This window comes from Aeromonas jandaei (genome assembly GCF_037890695.1).
GTDB classification, from domain to species: Bacteria; Pseudomonadota; Gammaproteobacteria; order Enterobacterales; family Aeromonadaceae; genus Aeromonas; species Aeromonas jandaei.
In genome coordinates, this window is record NZ_CP149571.1 from 2,704,175 (window position 1) to 2,729,267 (window position 25,093).

General features: G+C 59.4%; 21 protein-coding genes and 1 riboswitch. Of the genes, 5 read left to right on the forward strand and 16 right to left on the reverse strand.

Annotation, left to right across the window (positions count from 1 at the left end; genetic code table 11):
* Positions 1–91: 91 nt before the first annotated feature.
* Positions 92–934, reverse strand: a complete 843-nt coding sequence (locus tag WE862_RS12875; RefSeq protein WP_042029925.1) for a patatin-like phospholipase family protein — start codon at positions 932–934, stop codon at positions 92–94.
* A 284-nt stretch (positions 935–1,218) separates the two neighbouring features.
* Between WE862_RS12875 and WE862_RS12880 the strand changes: the two genes are divergently transcribed.
* The gene (locus WE862_RS12880) at positions 1,219–2,235 is read left to right on the forward strand and encodes a S66 family peptidase (protein ID WP_042029924.1); all 1,017 of its coding nucleotides are present in this window, start codon (positions 1,219–1,221) and stop codon (positions 2,233–2,235) included.
* Between the two features lie 63 nt (positions 2,236–2,298).
* Here the strand turns inward: WE862_RS12880 and WE862_RS12885 are convergent, their stop codons facing one another.
* Complete coding sequence (locus WE862_RS12885) at positions 2,299–4,554, reverse strand: LTA synthase family protein (RefSeq protein ID WP_042029922.1); 2,256 nt, start codon at positions 4,552–4,554, stop codon at positions 2,299–2,301.
* Between the two features lie 255 nt (positions 4,555–4,809).
* Here WE862_RS12885 and WE862_RS12890 point away from each other — a divergent pair, with 255 nt between their 5' ends.
* A complete protein-coding gene (locus WE862_RS12890; protein ID WP_042029921.1) occupies positions 4,810–5,895 on the forward strand; it encodes a hypothetical protein in 1,086 nt (361 codons plus the stop codon).
* A gap of 81 nt (positions 5,896–5,976) precedes the next feature.
* On the opposite strand, the gene lysC is transcribed toward WE862_RS12890, so the two are convergent.
* Both lysC and argA read right to left on the reverse strand, forming a co-directional pair.
* Positions 5,977–7,329 carry a lysine-sensitive aspartokinase 3 gene (lysC, locus tag WE862_RS12895; protein ID WP_042029920.1) on the reverse strand — a complete coding sequence of 451 codons (1,353 nt, stop codon included), beginning with the start codon at positions 7,327–7,329 and terminating at the stop codon, positions 5,977–5,979.
* Between the two features lie 90 nt (positions 7,330–7,419).
* A riboswitch (Lysine riboswitch) is annotated at positions 7,420–7,644 on the reverse strand.
* 107 nt (positions 7,645–7,751) lie between these two features.
* Positions 7,752–9,080, reverse strand: coding sequence for an amino-acid N-acetyltransferase (argA, locus tag WE862_RS12900; protein ID WP_033115951.1), 1,329 nt, complete (start codon positions 9,078–9,080; stop codon positions 7,752–7,754).
* Between the two features lie 268 nt (positions 9,081–9,348).
* Here argA and msrA point away from each other — a divergent pair, with 268 nt between their 5' ends.
* Positions 9,349–9,981: a peptide-methionine (S)-S-oxide reductase MsrA gene (gene msrA, locus WE862_RS12905; RefSeq protein WP_041209411.1), complete on the forward strand. Its 633-nt coding sequence runs from the start codon at positions 9,349–9,351 to the stop codon at positions 9,979–9,981.
* 244 nt (positions 9,982–10,225) lie between these two features.
* Here msrA and WE862_RS12910 read toward each other — a convergent pair whose 3' ends face one another.
* The 3 genes from WE862_RS12910 to WE862_RS12920 are packed head-to-tail and all read right to left on the reverse strand — an operon-like array spanning position 10,226 to position 11,478.
* Positions 10,226–10,564 (reverse strand): DUF3802 family protein, encoded by a 339-nt coding sequence (locus tag WE862_RS12910; RefSeq protein WP_042029919.1) that lies wholly within the window; start codon positions 10,562–10,564, stop codon positions 10,226–10,228.
* 57 nt (positions 10,565–10,621) lie between these two features.
* Positions 10,622–11,098, reverse strand: a complete 477-nt coding sequence (locus tag WE862_RS12915; RefSeq protein WP_042029918.1) for a GNAT family N-acetyltransferase — start codon at positions 11,096–11,098, stop codon at positions 10,622–10,624.
* The gene (locus WE862_RS12920; protein ID WP_042029917.1) at positions 11,095–11,478 is read right to left on the reverse strand and encodes an MmcQ/YjbR family DNA-binding protein; all 384 of its coding nucleotides are present in this window, start codon (positions 11,476–11,478) and stop codon (positions 11,095–11,097) included. The genes WE862_RS12915 and WE862_RS12920 overlap by 4 nt, the downstream gene beginning before the upstream one ends.
* 112 nt (positions 11,479–11,590) lie before the next feature.
* Between WE862_RS12920 and WE862_RS12925 the strand changes: the two genes are divergently transcribed.
* The gene (locus tag WE862_RS12925) at positions 11,591–12,382 is read left to right on the forward strand and encodes an alpha/beta fold hydrolase (protein WP_042029916.1); all 792 of its coding nucleotides are present in this window, start codon (positions 11,591–11,593) and stop codon (positions 12,380–12,382) included.
* A gap of 97 nt (positions 12,383–12,479) precedes the next feature.
* Here WE862_RS12925 and WE862_RS12930 read toward each other — a convergent pair whose 3' ends face one another.
* The 5 genes from WE862_RS12930 to WE862_RS12950 all read right to left on the reverse strand — a co-directional run bounded on the left by WE862_RS12930 (position 12,480) and on the right by WE862_RS12950 (position 19,554).
* Complete coding sequence (locus WE862_RS12930) at positions 12,480–13,697, reverse strand: DUF3644 domain-containing protein (RefSeq protein WP_042029915.1); 1,218 nt, start codon at positions 13,695–13,697, stop codon at positions 12,480–12,482.
* Positions 13,698–13,740: 43 nt separating this feature from the next.
* Positions 13,741–14,508, reverse strand: a complete 768-nt coding sequence (locus WE862_RS12935; RefSeq protein WP_082035414.1) for an ATP-binding protein — start codon at positions 14,506–14,508, stop codon at positions 13,741–13,743.
* A gap of 664 nt (positions 14,509–15,172) precedes the next feature.
* A complete protein-coding gene (locus WE862_RS12940) occupies positions 15,173–16,228 on the reverse strand; it encodes a lipocalin-like domain-containing protein (RefSeq protein WP_198493554.1) in 1,056 nt (351 codons plus the stop codon).
* Positions 16,229–16,413: 185 nt separating this feature from the next.
* The gene (locus WE862_RS12945) at positions 16,414–18,843 is read right to left on the reverse strand and encodes an ABC transporter permease (protein ID WP_042029914.1); all 2,430 of its coding nucleotides are present in this window, start codon (positions 18,841–18,843) and stop codon (positions 16,414–16,416) included.
* Positions 18,844–18,873: 30 nt separating this feature from the next.
* A complete protein-coding gene (locus WE862_RS12950) occupies positions 18,874–19,554 on the reverse strand; it encodes an ABC transporter ATP-binding protein (RefSeq protein ID WP_042029913.1) in 681 nt (226 codons plus the stop codon).
* A 197-nt stretch (positions 19,555–19,751) separates the two neighbouring features.
* Between WE862_RS12950 and WE862_RS12955 the strand changes: the two genes are divergently transcribed.
* Positions 19,752–20,219 (forward strand): DUF4357 domain-containing protein, encoded by a 468-nt coding sequence (locus WE862_RS12955; RefSeq protein WP_033115146.1) that lies wholly within the window; start codon positions 19,752–19,754, stop codon positions 20,217–20,219.
* Between the two features lie 109 nt (positions 20,220–20,328).
* Here the strand turns inward: WE862_RS12955 and WE862_RS12960 are convergent, their stop codons facing one another.
* From WE862_RS12960 to WE862_RS12975, 4 genes are read right to left on the reverse strand one after another with little or no spacing between them, the layout of a single operon-like run.
* Entirely contained in the window at positions 20,329–21,540 is a 1,212-nt protein-coding gene (locus WE862_RS12960) for a Bcr/CflA family multidrug efflux MFS transporter (RefSeq protein ID WP_042029911.1), read from the reverse strand.
* Positions 21,541–21,590: 50 nt separating this feature from the next.
* On the reverse strand, positions 21,591–22,976 hold the full coding sequence (locus tag WE862_RS12965) for a hypothetical protein (protein ID WP_339058629.1): 1,386 nt from the start codon (positions 22,974–22,976) through the stop codon (positions 21,591–21,593).
* A 13-nt stretch (positions 22,977–22,989) separates the two neighbouring features.
* Positions 22,990–23,550 (reverse strand): hypothetical protein, encoded by a 561-nt coding sequence (locus WE862_RS12970; protein WP_042029909.1) that lies wholly within the window; start codon positions 23,548–23,550, stop codon positions 22,990–22,992.
* A gap of 35 nt (positions 23,551–23,585) precedes the next feature.
* The gene (locus tag WE862_RS12975) at positions 23,586–25,010 is read right to left on the reverse strand and encodes an FAD-dependent oxidoreductase (RefSeq protein ID WP_042029907.1); all 1,425 of its coding nucleotides are present in this window, start codon (positions 25,008–25,010) and stop codon (positions 23,586–23,588) included.
* Positions 25,011–25,093: the final 83 nt, after the last annotated feature.

Below are 25,093 nucleotides of genomic sequence, written 5' to 3' on the forward strand. Positions count from 1 at the left end.
TTTATGACTCATCTTGTTCAACTGACCCGATTGTTATTGTGTTGGCGGCGCGAGCGTCGCGGCAGGTCGGGTCATGCCTGTAAAGCGGTTATCAATTGAGCAAGGCGGCCTGATAGCCTGCGCACTTGCCCATTACGTACCCCATCTCCAGCTTGTTGATATCGCGGGTGAAACGGGAAACGGGGAAGTAGTCTGCCGGGGCGATCACCTCAATCTGGCAATCAGCCGGCGGATTGGCGATGAAATCGAGCGCCTCGTTGTAGCTGCGATCCCGCTGCTCCAGTGCCTGCGCCAGCGCGGGGCGGGTCTTGAGCAGGGTGCGGATCATCCAGGGGAAGGGCATCGGTTTGAGCCGGTAGCCCAGCGGCTCGGAGAGGATCACCGTCATCTGGCGAGCGCCGCGGCGGTAGGCCTCGATTACCGGGATGGAGTCGGCGACGCCACCATCGGTCATCGGCACACCGTGCACCTCGGGAAACTCGCGGGAGGCGAGGGGAATGGCGCAGCTGGCGGGCAGCACCTCATCCATGTTCTCCGGTTTGACCCGGATGTACTCCGCCTTGCCGGTCAGGGCATTGGTCACCACCGCATAGAAGGGGATGCCGCTCTCCCGATAGCGATGGATATCGAGGGGGTATTTGCGGCAGCTGGTGTGCCAGAGCCAGTGGATATCCACCAGATTGCCCCCCTTGGCAAAGCGCAGCGGGTCGAGAAACTCCGGGGTGCAGGCCAGCTCGGTCAGAATGTCGTGGCTGCGGCCATGCTGGCTGGCGAGATAGGCCAGCAAGTTGGTGGCCCCCGCAGAGACGCCGATGGCGAAGTCAAAGGGGCGGTAGTCACGTTCGATAAACGCATCCAGCACGCCGCTGGCAAATATGCCGCGCATGGCGCCACCTTCAACAACCAGAGCAGTGGGGGATGCGGTTCTATTCATGACAAGCACCTCGTTATCGGCAAACGAATGACAAGCGGATGGAAAGTGAATGGCGAGCGCTGTGGTGTTCGGATACTCGGGCTGACCATTCTGACTGCCAACCTGGGTTGGCTATCGCAATGAGGTCATTCTATGAAGGGGATTTTGTTTAGAATATCTGTTAATAATGAATGTATCGTTTTTAAATTCTAAACAATCAATGACCAGGCGTTGTGCCAACAGGGGCGATAAGAGATAGTCAGGGCTCTGTTTTCACGCTTTATGAGCCCCGGGAGGTGTGCCTGATGACAAGACTCCTTGCCCCGCCACTCCAGCGCGGCGACACCATCGCTTTTTTCTCCCCCTCCAGCGCGGCAACCGCCTGGGCCCCCACCCGTTTTGCCCGCGCAAAAGCCTTTCTCGAAGAGCAAGGCTTCCGGCTCAAGGCGGGCAGCCTCACCGGCCAGCGGGATCACTGGCGCTCCGGCTCCATCGCCGCGCGGGCCGAGGAGCTCAACGCCCTTATCTGTGACCCCGAGGTGCGCTGCATCATGTCGGTGATTGGCGGCAGCAACTCCAACTCCCTGCTCCCTTATCTCGATTTTGCTGCACTCAAGCGCGATCCCAAGATCATCGTCGGCTACTCCGATGTGACGGCGCTGCTGCTCGGCATCCATGCCCAGATTGGTTTGGTCACCTTTTATGGCCCGGCGCTGGTGGCCTCGTTCGGCGAGTTGCCGCCGCTGGTGGACGAGACGCTCGCCAGTTTTTTACAGATTGTGCTGGCCGACGAGGCTGGCGTTCCCTGCACGTTGCCCACCCCGGCAAAGTGGAGCGATGAACGGCTCGATTGGGAAAATCAGACCCGGGCCAAGCAGTGCCAGCCCAACCGGCGGATCTCGGTGGGGACAGGTCGGGTAGCGGGGCGGCTGATAGGCGGCAACCTCAATACCATGGCGGGGATCTGGGGCTCCCCCTATATGCCGGCCATCGAGCGCGGCGACATTCTGCTGCTGGAGGACAGCCTGAAATCTGCCGAGACGCTGGAGCGCTCTTTTGCCCATCTCAAGTTGTGCGGGGTGTTTGATCGGATCGGCGGCCTTATCCTCGGCAAGCACGAGCTGTTCAACGATCAGGGCAGCGGCAAGCGCCCGCTCGACATCCTGCTGGAGGTGGTGGGGGCGCCGCACTTCCCCATTCTGGCGGAGTTTGACTGCGCCCATACCCACCCCATGCAGACGTTGCCGCTGGGCGTCGAGGCGGAGCTGGATCTCGACCGCCAGCAGCTCACCTTGCTTGAGCCCTGGTGGCAGAGCACCTGACGGAGCGCAGGAAACAGACAAGGCCGCTGATGCGGCCTTGTCTGTTGTTGGGGGATGGAATTGTCAGGGCAGGGCATCGGCCCGGAAGCTGGCACGGATCTGCGGCACCAGCGGCGAGACGTCGAATCCCTTCTCTTCGCCCAGCACCGGATGGAGCAGGGGGCCGTCATTGATCGGGGTGAGGTTGCCGGCCAGCAGCTGTCGAGTGGCTTGCCCCATCTGGTAGAGCTGGCGCACCGGCGCAAACTGGGTCGCCAGATTGAGGGGATCATCGGCGCGGGTGAAAGCCATCATGGGGATCTGATAAGTGGCATCGCGCGCCGGTTTGTCGCCGTGAATGCCCTTTCCGGCGGACATCAAAAACGGCTGGTGATCGCCAAAGGCGATGACCAGATAGCGTTTGCCAGACTGATCGAGACTCTTGAGCAGCCGCTCCAGCGAGGCCATGGCATCCACCACCCCGGTGTAATAGGTGTTGAGCAGCTGTCTGTCACTCTCGCTCTCGTTCGGACAGGCGCCGTTGCGCTCCTGTGCCTGATAGCGGGGGCCATCGAAGGGGCCATGGCCCTGCATGGTGACCGCGTAGGCAAAGAGCGGTTTGTCATCCTGTTCGCTGCGCTTGAGCAGGTGATCGACGAGGGCATCGTCCGAGATATAGAGCCCCTTGTGCTCGAGGGTGGAAAAACGGCTGTCGAACCAGCGCTCCTGATAGCCGAGCGCCGGGATTGCCTTGGCACGGCCCCAGAATTTCTCCACATAGGGGTGGACGAACAGGGTCTGGTAGCCACTCTGGTTGGCGCTGCGGGCCAGTCCCGGCACCTGATCAGAAAGGTAGTAGTAGGGCACCACACCCTGCTTGAGCAGCCCCACCGGCAGACCGGTGTTCATCTCGAACTCCGCCAGCACCGTCATGCCGCCGGTAGTGGGTGAGTGGATGGTCTTGTGCCACTGCTGGATGGTGGCGGGCAGGTTCAGGGTGGGCGCGGGGGCGCAGAGCCGCCCCTGCCAGTCGAGCATCAGCGACTCATATTGCAGCACGATCACCAGATCCCAGCGCGGCGCCGCCCCCTCTGGCGGTTGGCTCAGCCGGGGGGTGAATTCGTTGATCTGCAGCGGGTAGCGAAACACGCTGCCCTGCTCCAGCATCTCGTCCACCAGATTGAACAGATAGAGGCCGGGGCCGGAGCGGATGATGTCCCTGTGGTAGTTGACCGCCCGATCCACGTAGCGCACGTTGGCCCCCAGCAGCTTGTTGCTGGTCTGGGTGGCAAACACGCAAAGGGCAAAGAAGGCCACGGTGGCGGCGGCGGTGCGCAGGATCCAGCGGGAGAGGGCAAAGCGCCAGCAGAGGAAGATCGCCATAGCGCCGCCAAGCAACGGCACGACGGGGTGCTGATCCTGCAGGATCCGCAGCAGCGCCATCAGGTTGCCGAGATCATCGCCGCCGAGCGGCACGCCATAGATGGCGATCTTCATGAAGTTGGCCAGCAGTCCTATGCCGGAGAGGGCGGTAAAGACCAGCCCCATATAGAGGTTGAATCCGGCCAGCGCGCAGAGGCTCCAGCCCAGCACCATACTGCCCCAGGCGAGGTAGTAGTGCTCCGGGCGAAAGCCTGACCAGAGCAGAAACTCCCCCAGTTTGAACACCACGAAGCCGTGCAGCAGCACGAAGGTGAGGTTGCCGAGCAGCAGGCTGCCGATGATGCGCCAGCGCAGGCTGCGGCGCAGACTTGGCAGCACCGCCTTCAGCACGGCGGCGCTCAGCGCCAGCACCAGCGTCAGGCTCACCATCAGGTAGGTGAGGTTGAAGCCCTGCTCCGGCAGGGTCTGCAGGATCTGGCTGAAGTCGCCGCTCTCGGGGCGGTCTGCCAGCAGCAGGCCGATCCGCAGCTGGTAACGGCTGGCCAGTGCATCGTCGGGGGCGCGCAAGGTGCTGTTGAGATCCAGGGTGCAGCGGTTGTTGCGGCACACCTGACGCTTCTCCACCGGCTGGCTCAGCTCGTCGATCCGCTCCCCCTTGTCATTGAGCAGCTCCACCCGCACCTTGTCCCCCGGCTGGAGTGGCCCTCGCAGTTGCCACTGGCTGCGCACCACCAGATAGAGGCCGCGGCTGTCGCTTTTATAGAGCAGAGCGTGGCGGGTGAGGGTGGCCAGCGGGTTGTCGGCGGGCCCCAGTACCAGAGGTTGGGCACGGCCAAGCCAGCTGCCGGGATTGATGAGGGGCAGCAGCAGGGTGACGATGAGCAGGCCACCGAGCAGGATCAGCAGCAGGCGGGAGAGACTCAGGGCACGGCGACGGCCTGAGAAAGGGCGATTCATATCAGCTCATCCTTTGAGCAAGTGAGAGAGATGCAGATCATCTGCATACTATTTGACCCGATGGTGCGTGGCCGGTTCATGGATGTCAATTTAATGACCGCCTGATGAATTTTTGGTTGCACTTCGGCCCTGCATATTGTGATCCCGATCGAGAGGTTGTCCGGAATATGTGATGAAAGCGTCATCATGAACGTTTGCTGCTGGTCTGCGAGAGAGGTGCTGTTTAGTCTCTCAGTAGCGACAGGAGGTACATGTATGAATCCCAAGGTGATGGCACGGCAAGCCAGATTGCTGCGTATGCTCGAGAGCAAGGAGGAGATCCGGGTCGGGCGCGAACGTGACTGTCCGCTTCCCGTGGCGCAGCTGGTCAAACTCAAGGATTCCCATCCGTCGGTGATCAAGGTCTATCGTCACGGTCTTACCGCCGAGGTGTTTCATCTCAAGATCGATGGCCATCACTGGTGCCTCAAGCGGCGCCGCAACGATTCGCTGGTCGCCAACCTCGATGGCAAGACCGCTTTCCTCACCGAACTGGAGCGGCGGCGCGAAATCGAAGCGCTGCGCGAGTTGCATCCCACCGTGCTCTCCCACGTGGTCTGTACCAGCTTTGGTTCGGCCCGGGCTGGCATTCTGGTCTCGCCCTGGCTGCGGGGCGTGCCGGTGCATCAGCTCAACGAGCGCAATCTGGCGCAGATGCTGGAGGTGCAGGGGGAGCTGGCCCGCTGGGGCTGGTTCGACTGGGATCCGAGCCCGGGCAACCTGCTCGATGATGGCGAACATATCAGCGTGTTCGATTTTGGTTACATGTGGCCCTTTGATCCCCGTTTCGAGTACAACTCCAACGGGCTGGTCGACCCGCAATTTCATGTGCCGGAGCGGCTGGAGACCCGCACCCTCTCCGGGCTCTGGCTCGATGAGGCCGATCCCTTGCCGCAGTTCCGCTACTGGCGCGAGCTCTGTCTGAAATGGGTGAAACGGGAGATCCACCACCTGATACGGGAAGGCGCCAGCGCACCCGTGCTGGCCCGGTTGCAGAGCCTGCAAGGGGAGTGGAGTGCCGCGCTGGCAAGCGACGAGGCGCTCGCCGCCAACTGGTGGCGGGATATGTATCGCAGCCACCGGCTCGATGTGGCCGACGATCTCAGTGGCCGAAGCTGCAGCCCGCTCACCCTGCGTCGTCTCGACTGGCTGGAGCAGGCGGTGACCGACCACTACGAACAGCTGGTCGACAATCTCTCCAGCGAGGAGGTGGGGCTCGGCCAGAGCGAGCTGCTGGCCAGATTGCAACGCCAGCGCCGCGAGGTGATGGCGTGCCAGTTGCCGGTGACTACCTGCGCCTGAGCCAACGCCTCAGCGAAACAGAAATGAAAAGGGCACCTTGCGGGTGCCCTTTTACATGGTCGTATTTGTCCGCTGTGAGGGTTAGTCCAGCAGCTCCTGATGGAGGCGGTTGACGATCTGGCCCGCTTCGCCCTCTTTGACCAGGAAGCAGAGGTTGTGAGCGCTGGCGCCATAGCAGATCATCCGGATGTTGTGATCGCGCAGGGCATCGAATACCCGGCTACCCACCCCGTTGACCTCGCTCATCCGGTTGCCGATGAGCGCCACCAGAGCCAGCTCGTTCTCCACCTCGACTTTGCAGAGCTGGCTGAGTTCAGCCAGCACCTTGTCGCTGAGCACAGGTTCGCCATTGCTCTGGCTGCCGGTGTGATCCAGGGTGAGCGACACGCTCACCTCCGAGGTGGTGATGAGGTCTACCGAGATGCGATGACGGGCCAGAATGCCGAACACCTCGGCCAGAAAGCCATAGGCATGGAACATGTTGAGGCTGTGCAGGGTGACCAACACCTGCTGGCGACGCAGGGCCACGGCGCGAAACAGCGGGCTGGTGTCCGTGGTGGAGCGGATCCAGGTTCCCCCTGCCTGCGGCTCCCTGCTTGAGCCGACAAAGACCGGAATGTTCTGGCGCACCGCCGGTTGCAATGTGGCCGGGTGGAGCACCTTGGCGCCGAAGGTGGCCATCTCTGCCGCCTCGACAAAGCTGATTTCGGGAATGGGGCGGGCCCGGGTGACGAGGCGCGGATCCGTGGTGTAGATGCCTGGTACATCGGTCCAGATCTCGATACTGGTGGCATCGAGCGCCTCGGCGAGCAGGGCCGCGCTGTAGTCGGAGCCGCCACGGCCAAGCGTGGTGGTGCGACCATCGCCATCGGCACCGATAAAGCCCTGGGTGATGACGAGGGTGTCGCCGAGCACCGGGCCCAGCGTCTGCTGGCAGAGATCGCGAGTCGCGTTCAGGTCGACGGTGGCCTTGCCAAAGCGGCTGTCGGTGCGCATCAGCTGGCGTACATCCTGCCAGTGGGCATTGACGCCGCGCTGGCGCAGCAACTCGGTAAAGAGGCGGGTCGACATCAGTTCGCCGCAGGCGATGAGGCGATCAGCCAGTTCGGCATCGGTCTGCTGGCTGGCCTGCTGCGCCATGGTGCGGATTTCGCTGAGCTGATCGTGGATCAGGGCCGTCACCTCGGCGGGGTGACCAAGGTCGGCCAGAATGGCCTGCTGAATGTCGGCCAGCTTGGCCAGTTGGGCTTCGCGGCCTGCGTCGTCCAGCTCGCCCTGAGCCAGTGCCACCAGCAGATTGGTGACGCCGGCGCTGGCGCTCAGCACCACGATGCGGGTAGCGGGATTGGCCAGCACGATATCGGCGCAGTTGTTCATGGCCGCGGCGTTGGCGACACTGGTTCCGCCAAACTTGGCGACATTGATCGGGCTCATTGCTTACTCCTGTCTTAATTTAAAAATCCGGATCCATCGGGCAAAAAAGAGAGGAGGAGGCTGAAAATGGCAGGAATGTGCGAAGCGATCCCGGCCAGAAGCACTCCACCCGCAGAGCCCATCCCGTACCCGCCCCTGACAGGGCGCGGTGGGGGATGACCACTACCGATGACAACCCGGGGGATTCAGCCCCCGCAGCCGACACTGAGGTTTCCAGTCTCCTCAGATGTCTCGGCGCTGCTCCCCCTGACCCAAGTTCACCGGACTCTGGCGTCCTCTCTCGGGCTGCCTGGGCAGCGCTCCTCTTCTGGCTCCACCATGGCGGTGGAGTGCATTTAGAAATACCTTGCGTTGGATTGGACTGTCAATCGAGTTTGTAAAAAAGTTCAAAATGTCAGCTAACTCAACGCAGAATCAATGGCTTACACAATGGTTTTTGACAAAACCTTGGAGCGACGCTGCCAGTTGTAGAGGCGCTGGCGCTCAACCGGCAGATCCTCCACTTCCAGCGGTTCGAACCCCCGCTCCCGGAACCAGTGGATGGAGCGGGTGGTGAGCACGAACAGGCGGCGGATGCCGAGCCGCTTGGCCCGCTCGGCCACCTTGGCCACCAGCTGATCCCCCCGATTGGAGTTGCGATAGTCGGGATGGATGGCGACGCAGGCCATCTCCGCCATCGCCTCTTCCATAAAGCAGTAGAGGGCCGCGCAGCCGATGATGAGGCCATCGCGCTCGATGATGGTGAACTTGTCGATCTCCATCTCCAGCTGCTCGCGGGAGCGGCGCACCAGAATGCCTTCCTCCTCCAGCGGGCGAATGAGATCGAGAATGCCGCCGATGTCCTCGATGGTGGCGGCACGGGCCTGCTCGGCGCTCTCCCGCACAATCTGGGTACCGAGGCCGTCGCGGCTGAACAGTTCCTGCAGCATGGCGCCATCATCCTGATAACTCACCAGATGGGAGCGGGGCACCCCGCCGCGGCAGGAGGCAATCGCCGCGCGCAGATAACGGGCGGTGCCGGACATCTCTTCTCCCGCCTGCTCCAGCTCCACCAGCAGCTCTTCGGCCTGCTCGGGGAAGAGCTCGGAGATAGCTTCGCCGTGTCTGTCCATCACCCCCTGGGTGCTGCTGAAGCAGATAAGCTTGTCCGCCTTGAGATCGACCGCCACCCGGCGAGCCACCTCTTCCGAGCTCAGGTTAAAGCTCTCGCCGGTGACCGAGCAGCCGATGGGGGAGATGAGCACCAGACTCTTCTGATCGAGCTGGCGGGTGATCCCCTCCACATCGATGCGGCGCACCCGGCCGCTGTGGCAAAAGTCGATGCCATCATCCACCCCCAGCGGCTGGGCGGTGACGAAGTTGCCGCTCACCACGCTGATCCGCGCACCCTGCATCGGAGTGTTGGCGAGCCCCATGGAGAGCTGGGCAGTGATGTCATATTGCAGGCCGCCACACACCTGTTTGATGATGGCGAAGCTCTCGTCATCGGTGACCCGGATCCGCTTGTGGTACTGGGCCTCGATGCCGGCGCGGGCCAACGCTTCATCGTTTTGCGGACGTGAACCAAACACCAGCACCAGCCGTATGCCCAGAGTCTGCAGCAGGGCGATATCGCTGACGATATTGGCAAAGTTGGGGTGGCAGACGGCTTCCCCCCCCATCATCAGCACAAAGGTGGCGCCCCGATGGACATTGACATAGGGAGTAGATTGCCGGAAGGCATTGACCAGACTGGGTTCGCGTTCACGCACTTGATATTTCTTCCATAAAAAAACAGCGATTGGCTCAATATATGAAAATAAATTCACAAATCAAGACTAAATATTGATTTGGCTGGGTTTGTTGGCCAACCGGATGCCTTGCCCGGACGTAACTTGCCAAAGTGGCAGGAGAGGCGCAGGGGAGTGAAGAGGAGGAAGGGGGCGGGAGGCGCCGGTTGATCCGGTGCCACAAACTGTTATCTTCGATGCTCCTTTTCGTCATCGTGCATTGGCACCGGTTTTTACAAGGAGTGGCTTGATGGAACAGATTATTTCGCCGGCAGAGGCGTTGCCGGGGCGCAGCGAGGCCATGGTGATTGGCCAGCAGCATGCAGTAAACGGCCATCCGACTCAGGGGCCCTGGCCCGAGAACATGGCGATCGCCTGGTTTGGCATGGGCTGCTTCTGGGGCGTGGAGCGCCTGTTCTGGCAGCAGCCCGGGGTCTACTCCACCGCGGCAGGTTATCAGGGCGGCGTCACCCCCAATCCCACCTACAAGGAGGTGTGCAGCGGCCTGACCGGCCATGCCGAGACGGTGCAGGTGGTGTTTGATCCGGCGGTGATCAGCTATGGCGATCTGCTCAAATTGTTCTGGGAGCAGCACGATCCGGCGCAGGGTATGCGTCAGGGCGGGGACATTGGTACCCAGTACCGCTCGGTCATCTTCTATGGTGACGAGAGCCAGCAGGTCATCGCCCAGCAGAGTCTGGCGGCTTACCAGCAGGCCATGGCGGCAAGCGGTGACAGCCGGGCCATCACCACCCGCATCCTGCCGTTGGCACCCTTCTACTACGCCGAGGATTATCACCAGCAATATCTGGAGAAGAACCCGGATGGCTACTGCGGATTGGGTGGCATTGGAGTCTGTTTGCCGCCCAGCCTGAACCGCTGAACAGGTTTGTAGTCGATTCCGTAAAAAAGTGAAAATAAATGGTCGGAGGAGGGAACTTATTGCGACCAGTCGGGACTAACTAGGTAGCGTCCAGGGATCGGATGCGAAGTCCAGACACATTTCTTGCCTTGATAACCGCTTGATGAATGAACGCACTGGCGGGTTGAAAATGATAGCAAGCAGGGCTGCCCATCAAGGCGGCCCTTTTCATATCTGCTTGTTTTAGCTCGGGAGGGGCGATCGGTCAGGCGATCGCGCTGTCGAAGAGATTCTTGATAAGATCGATGAACTCGATGAGGAAGGCTTTCTGCTCCGGGGTCGGCGCGCGCAGCCAGACGGCGGAGAGCACCTCTTCCAGATCGGCGACCACGGCGTCCGCCTCCTGCATGATGGTAAAGCGCACCTTGGGTGCCAGCTGAGGGTTCTGCTCGCAGATGGCCATCAGGTTGCTGGCCACCCGGCTACTGACGAGATCCTCGATGGTCTGCTCGCCACCCGCGTTCTGTTGCTGGGCCTCAAACAGTCCCAAACTCTCCACCAGATACTCGATCAGCGAGATATAGCCTTCACTCTCTACCACCATGGTTGCTGCCTCAATACAGTAACAATACGAAAATTAAGCGTATTTTAGTGGCTTGATCTAGCTTGGCAAGCAGCAGTGCAGGCGGTGGCGGGTAAAACTGACTCCGCCGCGCTCCACGCTTTCCACGCCGGTCAAGGTAAAGCCATGCCGTAAAAATAGCTCATAACTGAAGGCGCTGGCCTCGGTTGTGATGGCGCTGATGCCAAGGGCGCGGGCACCTGCCAGCGCCGTGGTGAGCAGCAGATTGCCCAGCCCCTGCCGCTGATGGGCCGCACCGACGTAGAGCAGGCTGAGGTGGCCATCGGCGCTCAGGGTGACAAAACCGGCAGGCGCGTCACCCAGCATGGCAACCCAGCCATGATGCTCGCGCAGCTGGCTGACAAAGCCAGGATGTTGTGAACCGAGGGCCCACTGCTCCACCTGCTCCGGGCTGTAGTGCTGGGGGCCGGTGTGGCGGATTGCCTGCTCGAACAGGGTGACCAGCGATGGAATATGCTGCTCGCCAAGGGGGGCGATAAAGAGGAGAGGCGTCATGCCGAAGCACCCTGATCAGCTGCATTGCGTGCGGGGGCCATGGGCCGTCTGGATTTCGGCAAACCGGCAATGACCCGCTCATAGGAGTGGTGCACCCAGCCCTGCCAGAGATCATCGGGCAAGGTGCTGTTCAGGGTCACTGTGTTCCAGTGTTGCTTGTTCATATGCCAGCCCGGTTTCACCTCGGGGTGAAGTTCGCGCAGCAACAGCGCCAGCTCGGGTTCGCATTTGAGGTTGATGGTGAGGGGGTCAGCTTGCCAATCCACCAGCGCAAACATCTTGCCGGCGATGCGGTAGACCAGGATCTCCGGGCCAAACGGGGTATCTTCCTGACTGCCCGGCAACGAGAGCAGAAAGTGGCGTAAAGGGGTTAACTCCATGGTCTGGTCTCGCTGTGGGTGATCCGATCAGTGCGGTTGCATATCAATCAGGGGAAGGCATCTGTTACTATGCGCTGCCGAGTATACCCCCCATCACCGAGGGAGCCTATTGATGTTGTATCACAAGACTTTCGAACTGGGTCCCGAGCGGGATTGGGTGGTGTTTGTCCACGGCGCCGGTGGTAGCTCCTCCATCTGGTTCAAGCAGCTGCGCGCCTATCGCGAGCACTTCAACGTGCTGTTGCTGGACTTGCGCGGCCATGGTCAGTCCAACAAGCTACAGCAGGTGATCCAGGGCCACTACAGCTTTCGGGCGGTGACCGAGGATATCGTTCGGCTGCTCGATCATCTCAATATCCGCCGCGCCCACTTTGTCGGCATCTCCCTTGGCACCATCCTTATTCGTCATCTGGCCGAGCTCTGCCCGGAGCGGGTCAAGAGCATGGTACTGGGGGGCGCCATTTTGCGGCTCGATATCCGCTCGCGGGTGCTGGTGCAACTGGGCCGACTCGGCCAGCACTTCCTGCCCTATATGTGGCTCTATCGGCTGTTTGCCTTCATCATCATGCCGCGCCAGCACCATCAGGAGTCGCGCAACCTCTTTGTGCGCGAGGCCCGCAAGCTCTGCCAGAAAGAGTTCAAACGCTGGTTCCGCCTCGCCACCGAGGTCAATCCGCTGATGCGTTATTTTCGCGAACGCTCCCTGCCCATTCCCACCCTCTATGTGATGGGGGAGGAGGATCATATGTTTCTGGCACCGGTGCGCGAACAGGTGGCCCGCGATGCCAGCTCCTCGCTGGCGGTCATTGAACAGTGCGGCCATGTCTGCAATGTGGAGCAGCCGGAGCAGTTCAATCGCCGTACGCTGGCATTTATTCAATCGCTGGGGGGCGGGAGGACGTAATCAGTTATCCATTCAGTTTTTTGACGTCTGTATAATAGTAAAAAAGACTACTGCCAGTTAATCACTGGCAGTGGAGAGCATGGTTCAATTTATACGCTTATTTATTTTTACCTTTCCTATTTTTATTATATTCATCCAATGCTATCTGCAACCAGTTTTTATGCTCCGTGATGTTTTTTACTACCCATGTTATGAATTTCTCTGAATATCTTGCTCGATCAGTAAAGTTGTACATTTCAGAGTTCGTGTTTTGTTTTATCTTATGTTTAAAAACAATTGCTTGAAAGGAATGTCTATTTATTTTGTTAGTTTTCTGTTTAGTGTTTATAGCCAATATTGCATCATCGGTGAAGTATGGGTGTGTATCGTTTAGATCTTTTGCTTGGGTGATTATTATTGCTTTCTGTCCTTGATCTCCACAGCTTAATGTTAGGTCGGATTTATTTGGGTTTTTGACGAGGGCAAGTTTGTATTCTATGTTGATAGAGAATTTGTCTGAATTGAGTTCTCTATTCGTACTTTCAAAGGCATTGATGAATTTTTCAACCTCTGTTGCTGTTAATGTCCCATAGTTCTCTTTAATAATACCTATTTCAGGTATAGGGCCATCTATAACCAAACTAAGCATTCCAACACTTTGTCCTGCAAGAGGGGAATTTCCCATTTGATTTTTATATCTTTCTTGATAATTTAATACATTAGATTGAAATAACCTTGAAAGTTGAGGTTGCAATTCTGGAATGAGTAAGTGAGTTGCTTGGTCTCGTAATAAAATTAATGTCTCGATGTTTTTCTTTACAGGGTCACTATTTTGAATTCTCAGAGGAAGTGCGTCGGATATTGATATGCTTTTTCCATTTTTGTAAAAAACTTTATCTTCACCTAATATATCTAATATCTCAGCCTTTAAAAAAAGCTCCCATGCATTGACCATTAAAATAGTGAATGCTTCAACTCGATTGCACAGACTAGGCCTATTATAAACTTCTAAAGCAAGAATGAATGCATCTAAACTCCTCTTGATTAGTTGCTGGTACATTCTTTCCTGTGGCGTTATCTCTTTTGAAGAGGTACTTTGGGACATAAGCCTAATAAAGTCATTGTTTGATATCTTGGTCAGGCCTTTAGAAATGAAATTATTACTGTCAAACTTGAAAATAAACTGGCCCTTTAATTTTTCATTTATATATTTGATTATGCTTTTAGCATTGTAACCTGTTGCAGCTGCCGCTTGTGTAACTGAAAAAGACTCATGATTTTCTTCTCTTTCTCTGAAAAATTCCAATAATAATATCCGTTTATCTTCTCTAGTCATTTACATACTCCGGTATTAGAAATTTTTCAAAACATTGATATGTCTATTTAATGTCATTCTGTAATCTTTGAATAATATAATCTTGTAATGCAACACCTTGTAGTTTTTGCTTACATCCATTAACCCTTACCCAAGTATTACCAGATGAGTTGAAATGTAAGCCAGATAAGTTTGATTTAGGTATACGCACTTCAAGAACATAACCACAATCTACGCCGGTAACATCATGAAAAATTATATTTATTCTAGTGGGGTCAATTGATGGTTCAATGGTGTTTATTTTAAGGTTAATGGCTTTGTTTATTTCATCTTTTAGTCGATTGTCTAACTTTATACATTTTACTACGCCATCATCTTGGATTCCCCAAAAAATACTACCACCCGAACTATTGAGAAATGCCAGTATATACTCATCGACGATGTTCTGAATTGACTTGGTTGGATTTTGGCCCTTTATCTCTTTAAATTCATTGCGTAAGTCTTCTTCTAATCCGCAATGCTTACCTTCACTAAATCTATGAATTTTAGATTGGATTGAATTTTCAAACTCATCAGGTAGTAACTCAAATAAGGATCTCAAATTTTTTATAGTCCTTGAGGACATCCGTACGGACTTGGACATTTTATTGATTGAGCCATATTCAACGATTAAATAATCAAGCTCACTCAATGCCCTTGATTTACCAACCAGTTGTCCCCAAGTTTCTATCAATCTATTTCGTTGAGGGCCGCTTTGCATACCACCTGGATAATATTTTTCATTTACTATCTCAAATGTAGTTTGAAGGCTCCAATTTTTATTAATTAGCAATTTTATACCTCAATCTGCAACCAGATAAATGTGATGAAAAGTAAATTGTATTCAATGCTTGGTTGGCGTTTATTTATAACGGTGATTAAAATATTTTAGTTGAAAAATGAATATTAATAATTAGTGTGTGAAAAGCCGATTTTGCACAGTCAGTAAAAAGTCAGTCATGGTCTGGTTATTATTGTTTTCAACCGAACTTCTAGATGACTGGAGCTCCTTATATGGCAAGGCTCAGGTGTGGTGTAGCTTGAATTTGCTACTTAGACATATGTGATAGTGATAAACGAGATAGCTACCGCACGGGGTTACAGCTCCCCGAGTGCTGCTTTAAACAGATTGGATGTTGATCAAACATCGGCTTACCTCGGCTGCTTTTGGGGCTGCGGGTGCCGCATGGGTAAGATATCAAACGGCGACCAATTTAAGTGAGTGAAAAGTTAGTTATCGCTCGGATTTTGAAAGGTTTTTTGGCGAGGATCAGGCTTGAGCCAAGTTGGCAGCGGGTTGAGTGGGTAAGTGGTGTTCAATAAATAAACAGATAAGACATCCTCGACGACTGGCGCCAAGTGACAGAAATGGCTGGGCAATATCACGGTTATGCCCTGTTATAAGGGTGATTTGTTTTTAGGTCATCGAGCAGACCGGCCACGTTTGCCCAAGGTGTTCAGTAGCCGGTCATCTCCAGATAGCCGACCCCCTTGGCATCTCCCTCCACCGTTACCGCACCCTCCCAGTAGTCAAAGCGGCCGGTCATGGCCTGATTGGGCTGACGGGCTTTGATGGTGAGGTTCATCCCGGCGGCGCTTAGCTGCCACTCTACGGGGTAATTCTGCCCCTTGGGGCCGCGCCAGGTGTTGCCTGGCGTAAGGCGAATCGCGTCGGGGGCGAGCACCCGGCTGCTGCCATTCCGCTCAATCAAAATGCCGTAACGGTTCTCAGGCTGGTTTTCGGGATTAGCACGGCGTCCCGATTTGGTGCGTAGGCGAAACAGCATCAGCTCGCGGCCATCGGCCAGTTGCAGCGAAAACCAGTCCCAGCCCGATTGCCACTCCGCCAATACCGAGCTGCTCCACTCGTGATCAAACCACCCTTGGCCGGTCACGGTGCGGGTCTCGCCATCACGAGTCAGGGTGCCGCTCAAATGCAGGCGAGGGTAGGAGTAGTAAAAGGAGGCGTTGCCCGGGCTCTTCTCGCTGTAACCGGCCTTGCCTTGCAGCACCAGCGGTTTGGCGGCAGTGACGGTGAGGTTCAGCTCGCCAATCTTGCTCTGCACCTTGAGGGTGGCGGGAAATAGCGCAGCCCCTTGCGAGGCAAGCCGCCACTCTCTGAGCCAATATTGGCCGCCGCTGGCTCCCGCCAGTCCCGGTCCCTGCCGACTGGCCCGTTCATCTTGCTGGTGGCTGCCACGGTCGAGATCCGTGATGGCAAACTGGGCCAGCCAGAGCTGGGGGGTGAGCCAGGGGTTGCCGGTGCGGAGTTCTTGCTCGATCCCCTGCCTAAACAGGGTCCACTGCATGCCATATTCACGCCCCTGTTCATCCTTGAGGTTGCCGGTGAGATACCACCACTCGGTGCGGTAATCGGGGTGGGCGGCGTGATCCTCCGGCAATTGGATGGTTTGCCCCGGCAGCACCTTTTTAAAGCTGTCGTTGCCGCCGCCGAGCAGTGCGCCCAGATCGCTGGCCTGCGCGCTGCCGCTCATGGCAATCAGCGGGAGCAAGAGGGCGGCGAGCCACAGGGGCCGTAAGGAGGAGAAGATCCCCCTCACCCTGGCCCTCTCCCGAAGGGAGAGGGGATGGTTCATTGCTGCTCTGTGCTCTTCTCTGCGCTGAAGAAGGGGCGGAGAGAGGGAAGTGGTCAATGGGAGCTTCAAGCCATGGCTGAGCCAGTGCGCTAACCGATATGTCATACCACTCTCCTTGCTGCATACCAGGAGGCCAGTGCCCCGCACAGCGGCGCCAGCAAGAGGGCGGTGACCGCATGAAGGGGGGCGGCCTCGAAGGCGAGGCGCCAGCCAAAGGCGCGCGGGTTGACCACCTCGATCAGCACCCAGGCGAGGCCATACCCCACCGGCAGGGCCAGCAGGGCGGTAAGCAGCCCCAATCCCGCCCCTTGCCACACCAGCAGCTGGCGGCAGTAGCGGGGGCTCAGGCCCAGACTTTGCAAGGTCTGCAGCTCACCACGGCGCGCCAGCCCCAGCACCATAAAGGCCGAGCCAATGCCGACAAAGGCGATGCCGAGGATCAGCAGTTTCAATAGCTCGGTCACTACAAAGGTCTGGTCAAACACCTTGAGCGCCGCGCTGTGAATGGCGGGGGCGGAGAGCAGATTGAGCTGCTCGCCAAAGCGCTCGCGCAGGCGGTCGGCCAGCTGCTCGGGGTCGTTGCTAAAGAGTGCGAGGGATTGCACTGCTCCCGCCTCGAAGGCATGCAGGATCTGCCCCTTGTCGCTGCCGTAGTCCCGATAGACACCGGTGACGGTGAACTGCCTTGGCCCCTGCTCGCCACTGATCGCCAACCTCTGGCCTACCTTGACCCCGAGGCGCACCGTCAACGGTTCGCTCGCCAGCACCTCGTCGAGGCGGGTCGGCCAGCGTCCGGCCAGCAGCGGATAGGCCGCTTTAAGCTGGGGGATAAAGTCCATCTGCGCCCACTCGATGGGCTGCCCCTGCCAGCGGGCAGGATGCACCGAGCGGCGCGAGGCAGCGCTCACCAGCGGATTGGCGAGCAGGGCCTTAAGGGTTGTATCGCTCAAGGTGCCCTTGTTGCCCGCCACCCCCTTGGGGGCGGTGACATAGAGATCGGCGGCCAGACGCTGGCCGAGCCAGATCTCCACGCTGGAGCGAAAACTCGACACCATGACCCCGATGCCGATGGCCGCCGCGATGGCCAGCTGCAACGCCATCACAGCGATGGCGGTGCGATCGAGGTGATAGAGGGTCTCGGCCACCCCGAGCCGGGCGGTGAGCGGGCCGCCCGCGCGCCGTCGCAACCAGCCAAGCAGGCCGCGCAGGGCATCGGGCAGCCAGAGCGCCATGGCCAGCAGCCAGCCGCCGGCGATAAACAGGGCGCCACTCAGACCCGTTTGCGGCAACCATAGGCACAGAGCGCACAGCAGCAAGATGGCGATGGCCAGCACGCGCCGTCGCCACGGATGCACGGGGGGGCGGCTGCTTCCGGCACACAGTTCGAGGGGGGATTGGCGCAGCAGTTGCCACCAGCCGGGCAGGTTGGCGGCCAGCGTGCCGAGCAGCCCGATCAACAGCGCCTTGAGCAGGCTGACAGGGGAGAGGCGCAACAGATCGATGGGGTTGGGCCCATAGAGATCGGCCAGCGCCTGGGTCAGTTGCCCCATCAGCGCCAGCGCCAACAGGCTGCCGAGCAGCACCCCGAGCAGGGTGCCGATGGTGGCAAGAATAAGTAGCTCCAAAATGAGCCAGTGGAGCACCCGGCTCGGCCCCATCCCCAGAATGATCAACTGGGCCAGCTGGGGGCGGCGCACGCTCTGGACAAATCGCTGGGCGTTGAACACCAGAAACAATCCCACCGCCATGGCGAGCAATGACAGCGCCGTCAGATTGAGGGCCAGCGCATCGCCAAGCTGGCTGGCATCGAGCGCCGGGCTGATGGGCTCAAGCCACAGGGGCTGGTTCGGGTAATCGGTTTGCAGGGTGGCCTGCAGGGTGCGAGCCTCGGCGTCGCTTAGCTTGAAAACGATGCGATCGAGCCGACCCGCCTTATCCAGCAGGGGCTGGGCGAGGCCGATATCGGTTATCAGTAGCCGCTCCATGGGCACGGCGCCCGGTTCGAACGTGCCCGCCAGCGTCAGGGTCAGGGTTCGGGTGCTGGCGCCATCACTGCCGCCCAGCACAAAGCGGCGGCTCTGGCCCGCTTGCCAGCCAAGGCGCTCCGCTTCGGGGGCCGCCAGCCAGATGTTGTCGGCACGGGTTAAGGAGAACTCGGGTTGGTTCGTGGGGCGGGCGCCAAACAGCTGGCGCAGGGGGCCGGGGTTGAAGAGATCCATCCCAAGCAGTTGAAGGCTGCGCCCCTCTTCATCCTTGAGCCAGCCATGGAGCTGGGGCATGGCATCGAGGGCGGGCTGGCTGGTCACCAGTTGTACATAAAGCTGTTCATCCAGCCCACCAGCGGGGGCCAGCCGGTAGTTGGCTTCCCCTGCCAGCTGGCTGCGGGCGGCGACAAAATTGGTGCGGGCACTGTGATTGAGCAGCTCGATGGCCACTACCAGTGACACCCCCAAAACCAGCCCGGCCAGACTCATCAGCAGCAACCAAGGGTGGCTGCGATAGAGGCGCAGCAGCGCTTTGAGTGGCAGCATCAGCGTGCCCCCGACAGACGCAGTTGCTGTTTAGTCATGACGGGGCCCCTTGAGCTCGATAAGTTGGCCCCCTTCAAGGCGCAGCACTCTGTCTGCCAGCGCGGCATAGGCGGGGTTGTGGCTCACCAGCAGCAAGCCTGCACCTGTGCCCCGTACCGCCGCCACCATCAACGCCATCACCTGTTCGGCATTGTGCTCATCGAGGCTGCCGGTGGGCTCGTCGGCGAGCAGCCACTGGGGCTGATGGATCAGGGCGCGGGCCAGCGCCACCCGCTGACGCTGACCGCCGGAGAGCTGCTCCGGCCAGGCATGGCGCTTGTGGCTCATATCGAGCCGTTGCAGCAACTGGTCAATCCTGGCCTCATCCGGTGGCAGCCCGTTGATGGCCAGCGGCAGGGCCAGATTCTCGGCCACCGTCAGGGTCGGCAGCAGGTTGAAATCCTGATAGACGATACCGAAATGGCGGCCCCGCAGGCGCGCCCGCTCGTCGGGGGAGCGGGTGTCGATCCGGGTCTCCCCCAGCCAGATCTCCCCTTCGTCCGGTGCAATCAGCCCGGCGATCAGATTGAGCAGGGTCGATTTGCCGCAGCCGCTTTGACCCAGCAGCAGGGTGATCTCGCCAGCGGGAAGGGCGAGATCGAGATGGTGGAACAGCGGCAGTCGTTCACTGCCGTTATCGAAGCTCTTGCAGAGGTTGCGCAGGGTCAGCATGGGATAACCGTTTGATGGTCAATGGCTTTCATCATGCTTGGTACGCTAGCACGGCCGACAATGATCAACACGCCTTACGACTGTTCAAGAGTGCCAGTTAGTGATCAAGTCGGCAAAAGAGCAGTGGATCCTCGCTGGATCCGGCTCGCCTGTGGTGGTTAGAATAGGGGCTTCCATGGGTCACAGGATGAGCAAGGATGTTACACAAGCAAGTCAGTTTTATCATCGATAGCAAGGGGAACAAGCAGGCGGCCGTCGTCCCCATCGAGATCTACAACGAGCTGATGACCCTGCAAAAGGCGCTCTCCGACAATCGTCCCGGGGAGCGTGAGCTCTACCACTTCAACGGCAAGGGGGCCGAAGCTCACGGTTATCCGGTGGGCAAGCGGCAAAATCCGGGCTTTATGGTGCTGGCCGGTTCCACTGCCAATGGCGAGGATGCCGCCTCTCTGCGCGAGGCGGTGATCGAGCTGCGACTGGAGCTGCTGGAGAAGGGCATTCTGGTGCCCCGCAGCGAAGGGGGCTTTCTCTTTACTGCCGATCAGCTGTTCAACAGCCCGAGTCTGGCCGCGAGCCTGGTAGCAGGCAACAACCGAAGCGGTCTGGATGCCTGGCAAAACAGCGCGGGTTATACCCTGAAACAGTCCGGTTTTGGCAAGAAGTGACGCATATCGGAGGGGATTGAGGGGCGCTTGATACCGCATCTCTCCCCCCAAAAAAGAGCGCCCCCTGTCGCAAGAGAGGGGGCGCTCTTTTTTATATCCAGCAGAGGGATCAGTGTGCCTTGTGGCCGGTGAGCAGCCAGTAGCTGAGGGCTGAACCGACCCCGCAGCAGGCGATGGCAATGGCCATCGGCAGTGGCGAGTGGGGCGGGTTGAGGTTGACCAGAATGCCGACCAGCGCGCCGATGCCAAAGCGCAGGGTGCCGGCCAGTGCCGAGGCGGTGCCCGCCGCTTGCGGGAAGTGGCCCATCAGGCCGGTCATAGCGTTGGCGCCCACCAGACTGATATGACCGACAAACAGTACCACCGGAATGACGATGCCCCACAGGCCGCCAGTCTGGCTCCAGGCGTTGTAGACCAGCAGGGCGCCCGCGCAGGGCAGTACCAGCAGGCCGTATTGCAGCATCCGCTCGGCGCCCACCCCTTTCACCAGTCGGCTGTTGGCGAAGGTCACCACCATCATTAGCAGGATATTGAGGCCAAACAGCCAGCCGTAATGCTCGGTCGGCACCTTGAAATACTCGATATAGACGTAGGGTGAGCCGCTTAAGAAGGCGAACATGCCGGAGCTTGAGAGGGAGCCGCACAACACATAGCCCATGGCACCGCGATGGGAGAGCACACCCCAGTAGTTCTTGAGGATCTGGCCGATCTTGAGCGGCTGACGGTGCTCGGGTTTCAGGGTCTCCTCGATTTTCCACTGCATCACCAGACAGATCAGCAGGCTGATCCCCACCAGCAGCCAGAAGATCACCCGCCAGCTGGCATGGGCACTGATGTAACCCCCCACCACAGGTGCCACCAGCGGAGCCAGCGTCATCACCAGAATGACGAACGACATGGCGCGGGAAAAGGCATCCTTCTCAAACAGATCGCGCAGCAGGGCATTGACCACTACCGACCCCGCAGCGCCGCCCGCCGCCTGCAGCATCCGATAGGCCAGCAATTCAGGCAGGGAGTCCGCCATGGCACAACCGACCGAGGCGATGGCAAACATCACCAGCCCCGCCAGGATCACCGGCTTGCGGCCATAGCTGTCGGCGAGCGGGCCGTAAAAGAGCTGGCCGATGGCAAAGCCGCCCAAAAAGGCGCTGATAGTGAGCTGGGCACCGTCGATGCTGGTGGCCAGATCCCGGGCAATGGCCGGAATAGCCGGCAGATACATATCAACCGCGAGCGGGGTCAGGCCCGCCAGCGCACCCAGCAGGATAAAGAGAAAACGGGGGGAGAGGGCGGAGGCCCGGGTCGGAGCGGTTTGGGGCATAGGGTATCCAGTTGTGGGATGGATGAAAAAAAGGGCGAAAAGGCAGTCTATCAGTTTTGTGCCTGCGGGGGATCCGGTATGGCGAGCCAGAGGCCCGGTTCGGCCTGAAATCGGGGGGCAAACCAGATCAGTCTGCTGCCAGCCTGCATTTCAGCAGGCTCAATGGCCCGGCGGCTCAAACGGCAGGCACCTTGAGAGAGCGCCAGCGCCGCATCCCCCTTGTACCAGCCATCGGTTACCGGCAGTGCTGTGGTCTCCCGCAGCAATCTTACCCCCCACTGGGTCACCAGCGCCGGGCACGTTGTTTCTGCCACCCTTGCTGCCTGCACCATGGCGGGCGGACGTGGCAGGGTGAAGGTCGCGCCGAGCAGCAGCAATCCGGCCACCGCGACCAGCCCCTCGCCACGGCGCGGCAGCCAGCCTGCCAGCAGCACAATACCGAGCAGGGTGATGGGGGCCAGATGGCGGGGATTGTCGGGATTCTGGCCAAACAGGATCCAGAGCAGCAGGGCGAGCCAGTAGAGCGTCCAGAGCGGGGGGAGGGTTGCAGCTTGGCCTTTTGAGCGTTGCCAAAGTGGTAGCACCAGCAAAGTCCCCATCAACAGGGGCCAGAGCGGGGTGAGCTGATCGTTGAAGGTACGCGCCCAGCTCAGCAGTCGATCGCCGTGGGCCGCCGCCGTGTTGCCCCACAGGGTAAAGTGACCGTCGGTAAAGCGCCGTCCCTCGCTGAAATAGGCCCAGCCATCGGCCTGCCAGACAAAGAGCAGGCTGATAAGCCCAACCAGTGCGATGGGGAGCACCAACCTGACGCGGTTACCCTGCTGTGCCAGCCCGAGCCACAGGGGCAGCAGCGCCAGCACAAAATAGGAGGGGCGCAGCGCCAGCATCAGGCCGAGCAGCAGACCCGCCAGTGCGAATCTGCGCTGCTGCAAGGCCAGCAGCGCTCCGAGCCAGGCGGCGAGCGCGGGTTCATCCGAAAGGCCGGAGAGCGCCAGCGTCGGGGTGAGCGGCAGGGCCAGCACCAGCAGCCAGACGGGGGCGAGCAGGCTTGGCCGTTGCCACAATCTCACCGCCAGCATAGCGGCGAGCGGTGCCAGCAGGGCTGTGCCCAGCAGGCTTGCCCACTGCACCGCGCGGGCCGGATCGTCCACCGCCAGATTGGTCAGCCGCGCCAGCCAGATAAAGGCGGGGTAACCCGGAAAGTGGGGAGAGAACTCCAGCACGCTAAAGCGCGTTACCCCATGGGCGAAATTGAGGGCATCGTCGGAATCGAGGGCCACCGGGAAGGCCAGCAGCCAGCCAAGCCAGGCCAGTTGCAGCAGGATCAGTAACAGGAGCAGTAAGTAGGGTCGATTAGCGAAGCATAATCGGCCGTGGTGACGCCCCCCTTCTCCCCTTGCGGGAGAAGGGTTGGGGATGAGGGGGGCCGTCATCATCGATGAGAGGCCATCAAAGCGGTGCCAGCACGGCCATCAGCGCTTTTTCCGCTGCGGCAAAGGAGACGGCGTCGGCGGGCTTGGCGCCCACCCCGAATACCCCCGGGTTGCCGATGGCATCCAGCACCCTGGCCAGCGCCTGTTCGGCTGCCTTGCGATCCCCTTCACTGAGGGAGGGGAGGATCAAGTCGAGGAAGCGCTTGCTCTTGACCACCAGCACCTTGGCGGTCTGGTAGTCGCCAAGATTCTGGCTGGCCCCTTCGAGGCGGCGCTCGATCTCCGCCTTGTAGGCGCGGTTGAGCAGGGCCGCGGTAGCCGCGGCGTCTTTGGCCTTGATGGCGGCGGCCAGTGGCGCTTGCAGCTCCACCTTGTGGTGCTGTTCCAGATAGGTCAGCTCCTCGGCAATCTCGCTCAAGGTGGCGCTGGCATCCTTGCCGTCAGTGGCGGCGCCCAGCAGTGCCTCGCGGGCGTCGATTAGCGGCTCCTTGCCGGCGGCGGCGTAGGAGTAAGCCTGCGCCTGCCCGCTCAGGGCCAGCAGCAGGGTGAGGGCGAGTAAACCCGGGCGGATAGTCATCCTGTTCTCCTTACTTAATGCCAAGAGGTTGGCACTCAGGCCACGCTCTGGGTTTCAATCACGGTATTTTCGTTGCGATGGTTAAAGATGGCGTGGCGTCTGTCCACCCCGTCGATCACCATGTCGGCGGCCATCATCCCCATCTCCATGGCGGTGTCGGTGAAGATATAGCGGAATGTCCCCTGACGGCCGGTCATGATGAGGTTGGTCATGGGCATCAGCGCCTTGATCGCTTCGTTGCGACGGGCCTGATAGCCGAGATCCATCAGCGGATAGGCGTACTCGCTGCGGGCTTCGAAGGTCTCATCGCCAAGCTTCTGGGTATCAACGCCGAGGCTCGCCAGATCAGCGGTGACCCGACCGCGCAGATCAGAGAGCGGTGCCTGCCAGGTGGCATCCCCCGGATTGCAGGGGATCTCCAGCATCACCGATGTCTGGCCCTGGGGCGCCATAAAGGGGCTGCGGCGGCGCGGCTCCTGCAAGCGGGTCGCCAGAATATGGGGGTCGGAGAGGTACTGCCAGGTGTTGTCCGACAGGTTCTCTTGTTTGAGCGGCATATTGACGAAGCGAAGCGACCGGTAGTGCAGATCGCACGGCAAGCCCAGATGCTGGCAGGTGAGCGGCAGCGGCAGGGTGGAGATCACCAGATCAAAGCGCTCGCTCTGCTCAATGTCATCTTGTTTCCAATAAACACGTTCGATGCGGCCATCGGCCTGCTCAAGGCGTGTGATGGTGGCGCCGGTTTTCAGCTCAACGCCCTCTGCCACCAGCCGCTCCCCCAGGGTGGTGAATATCTGGCCGAAGCCATATTTCGGGTAGCGGTATTTGCGGGCATAGGTGCGCACCGAGATACTCCCGTTGCGTCTTGGCAGCAGGCGACGCGCCACGTCTTTGAGATCGATGAGGCTGATACGCTGGCCGGCCCAGTCAGCGGAGAGCTTGTCCGGGTTGATGCCCCACAGTTTGCCGGTGTAACCCTCGAAGAACTGGCGGTAGAGGGTGCGGCCAAAGTGGCTCTGGATCCACTCGGCAAAGCTCGCCTTGGCAAAATCATCCGGCTTCTTGGCAAAGGGCAACAGCAGCAAGTCTTTCACCGCACCGGCCATCAGGGCGAGCGGCGCCGTTTTGAGCAAGTTGGGCAGGTTCAATGGGTAGTCATAGGTGCGCCCGCCAAAGCGGATCACGCTCTTGCGCTCGGCGTGGAGCAGGTCGTCCCCCATCAGCTCGTCGATAAAGGCGAGCAGCTCGGGGTTCTTGGTGATAAAGCGGTGGCCGCCGTAGTCAAAGCGATACTCCCCATCGCACCCCTTGAAGGTCTGGGTGGCGCACATGCCGCCGACCACCGGCTCCTGCTCGAACAGGGTGACTGCAAAACCGGCGCGGCGCAGGCGCCAGGCGGCCATCAAACCGGCAGGGCCGGCGCCCAGCACGGCAATGTGCTTCTTGTTGTTATCGCTCATGACGTTTTCCGAAACTGCTTGATAGATAAGGGAACCGCACCAGGGCGCGGCTCCCGAATGGTGTTGTTACCCCGTGGCCTTGT

Bases quoted from the DNA above. Each gene is read 5' to 3' on its own strand.
- WE862_RS12875 (WP_042029925.1), bottom strand. From the start codon at position 934: ATGAATAGAACCGCATCCCCCACTGCTCTGGTTGTTGAAGGTGGCGCC.
- WE862_RS12880 (WP_042029924.1), top strand. From the start codon at position 1,219: ATGACAAGACTCCTTGCCCCGCCACTCCAGCGCGGCGACACCATCGCT.
- WE862_RS12885 (WP_042029922.1), bottom strand. From the start codon at position 4,554: ATGAATCGCCCTTTCTCAGGCCGTCGCCGTGCCCTGAGTCTCTCCCGC.
- WE862_RS12890 (WP_042029921.1), top strand. From the start codon at position 4,810: ATGAATCCCAAGGTGATGGCACGGCAAGCCAGATTGCTGCGTATGCTC.
- lysC (WP_042029920.1), bottom strand. From the start codon at position 7,329: ATGAGCCCGATCAATGTCGCCAAGTTTGGCGGAACCAGTGTCGCCAAC.
- msrA (WP_041209411.1), top strand. From the start codon at position 9,349: ATGGAACAGATTATTTCGCCGGCAGAGGCGTTGCCGGGGCGCAGCGAG.
- WE862_RS12910 (WP_042029919.1), bottom strand. From the start codon at position 10,564: ATGGTGGTAGAGAGTGAAGGCTATATCTCGCTGATCGAGTATCTGGTG.
- WE862_RS12915 (WP_042029918.1), bottom strand. From the start codon at position 11,098: ATGACGCCTCTCCTCTTTATCGCCCCCCTTGGCGAGCAGCATATTCCA.
- WE862_RS12920 (WP_042029917.1), bottom strand. From the start codon at position 11,478: ATGGAGTTAACCCCTTTACGCCACTTTCTGCTCTCGTTGCCGGGCAGT.
- WE862_RS12925 (WP_042029916.1), top strand. From the start codon at position 11,591: ATGTTGTATCACAAGACTTTCGAACTGGGTCCCGAGCGGGATTGGGTG.
- WE862_RS12930 (WP_042029915.1), bottom strand. From the start codon at position 13,697: ATGACTAGAGAAGATAAACGGATATTATTATTGGAATTTTTCAGAGAA.
- WE862_RS12945 (WP_042029914.1), bottom strand. From the start codon at position 18,843: ATGCTGCCACTCAAAGCGCTGCTGCGCCTCTATCGCAGCCACCCTTGG.
- WE862_RS12950 (WP_042029913.1), bottom strand. From the start codon at position 19,554: ATGCTGACCCTGCGCAACCTCTGCAAGAGCTTCGATAACGGCAGTGAA.
- WE862_RS12955 (WP_033115146.1), top strand. From the start codon at position 19,752: ATGTTACACAAGCAAGTCAGTTTTATCATCGATAGCAAGGGGAACAAG.
- WE862_RS12960 (WP_042029911.1), bottom strand. From the start codon at position 21,540: ATGCCCCAAACCGCTCCGACCCGGGCCTCCGCCCTCTCCCCCCGTTTT.
- WE862_RS12965 (WP_339058629.1), bottom strand. From the start codon at position 22,976: ATGATGACGGCCCCCCTCATCCCCAACCCTTCTCCCGCAAGGGGAGAA.
- WE862_RS12970 (WP_042029909.1), bottom strand. From the start codon at position 23,550: ATGACTATCCGCCCGGGTTTACTCGCCCTCACCCTGCTGCTGGCCCTG.
- WE862_RS12975 (WP_042029907.1), bottom strand. From the start codon at position 25,010: ATGAGCGATAACAACAAGAAGCACATTGCCGTGCTGGGCGCCGGCCCT.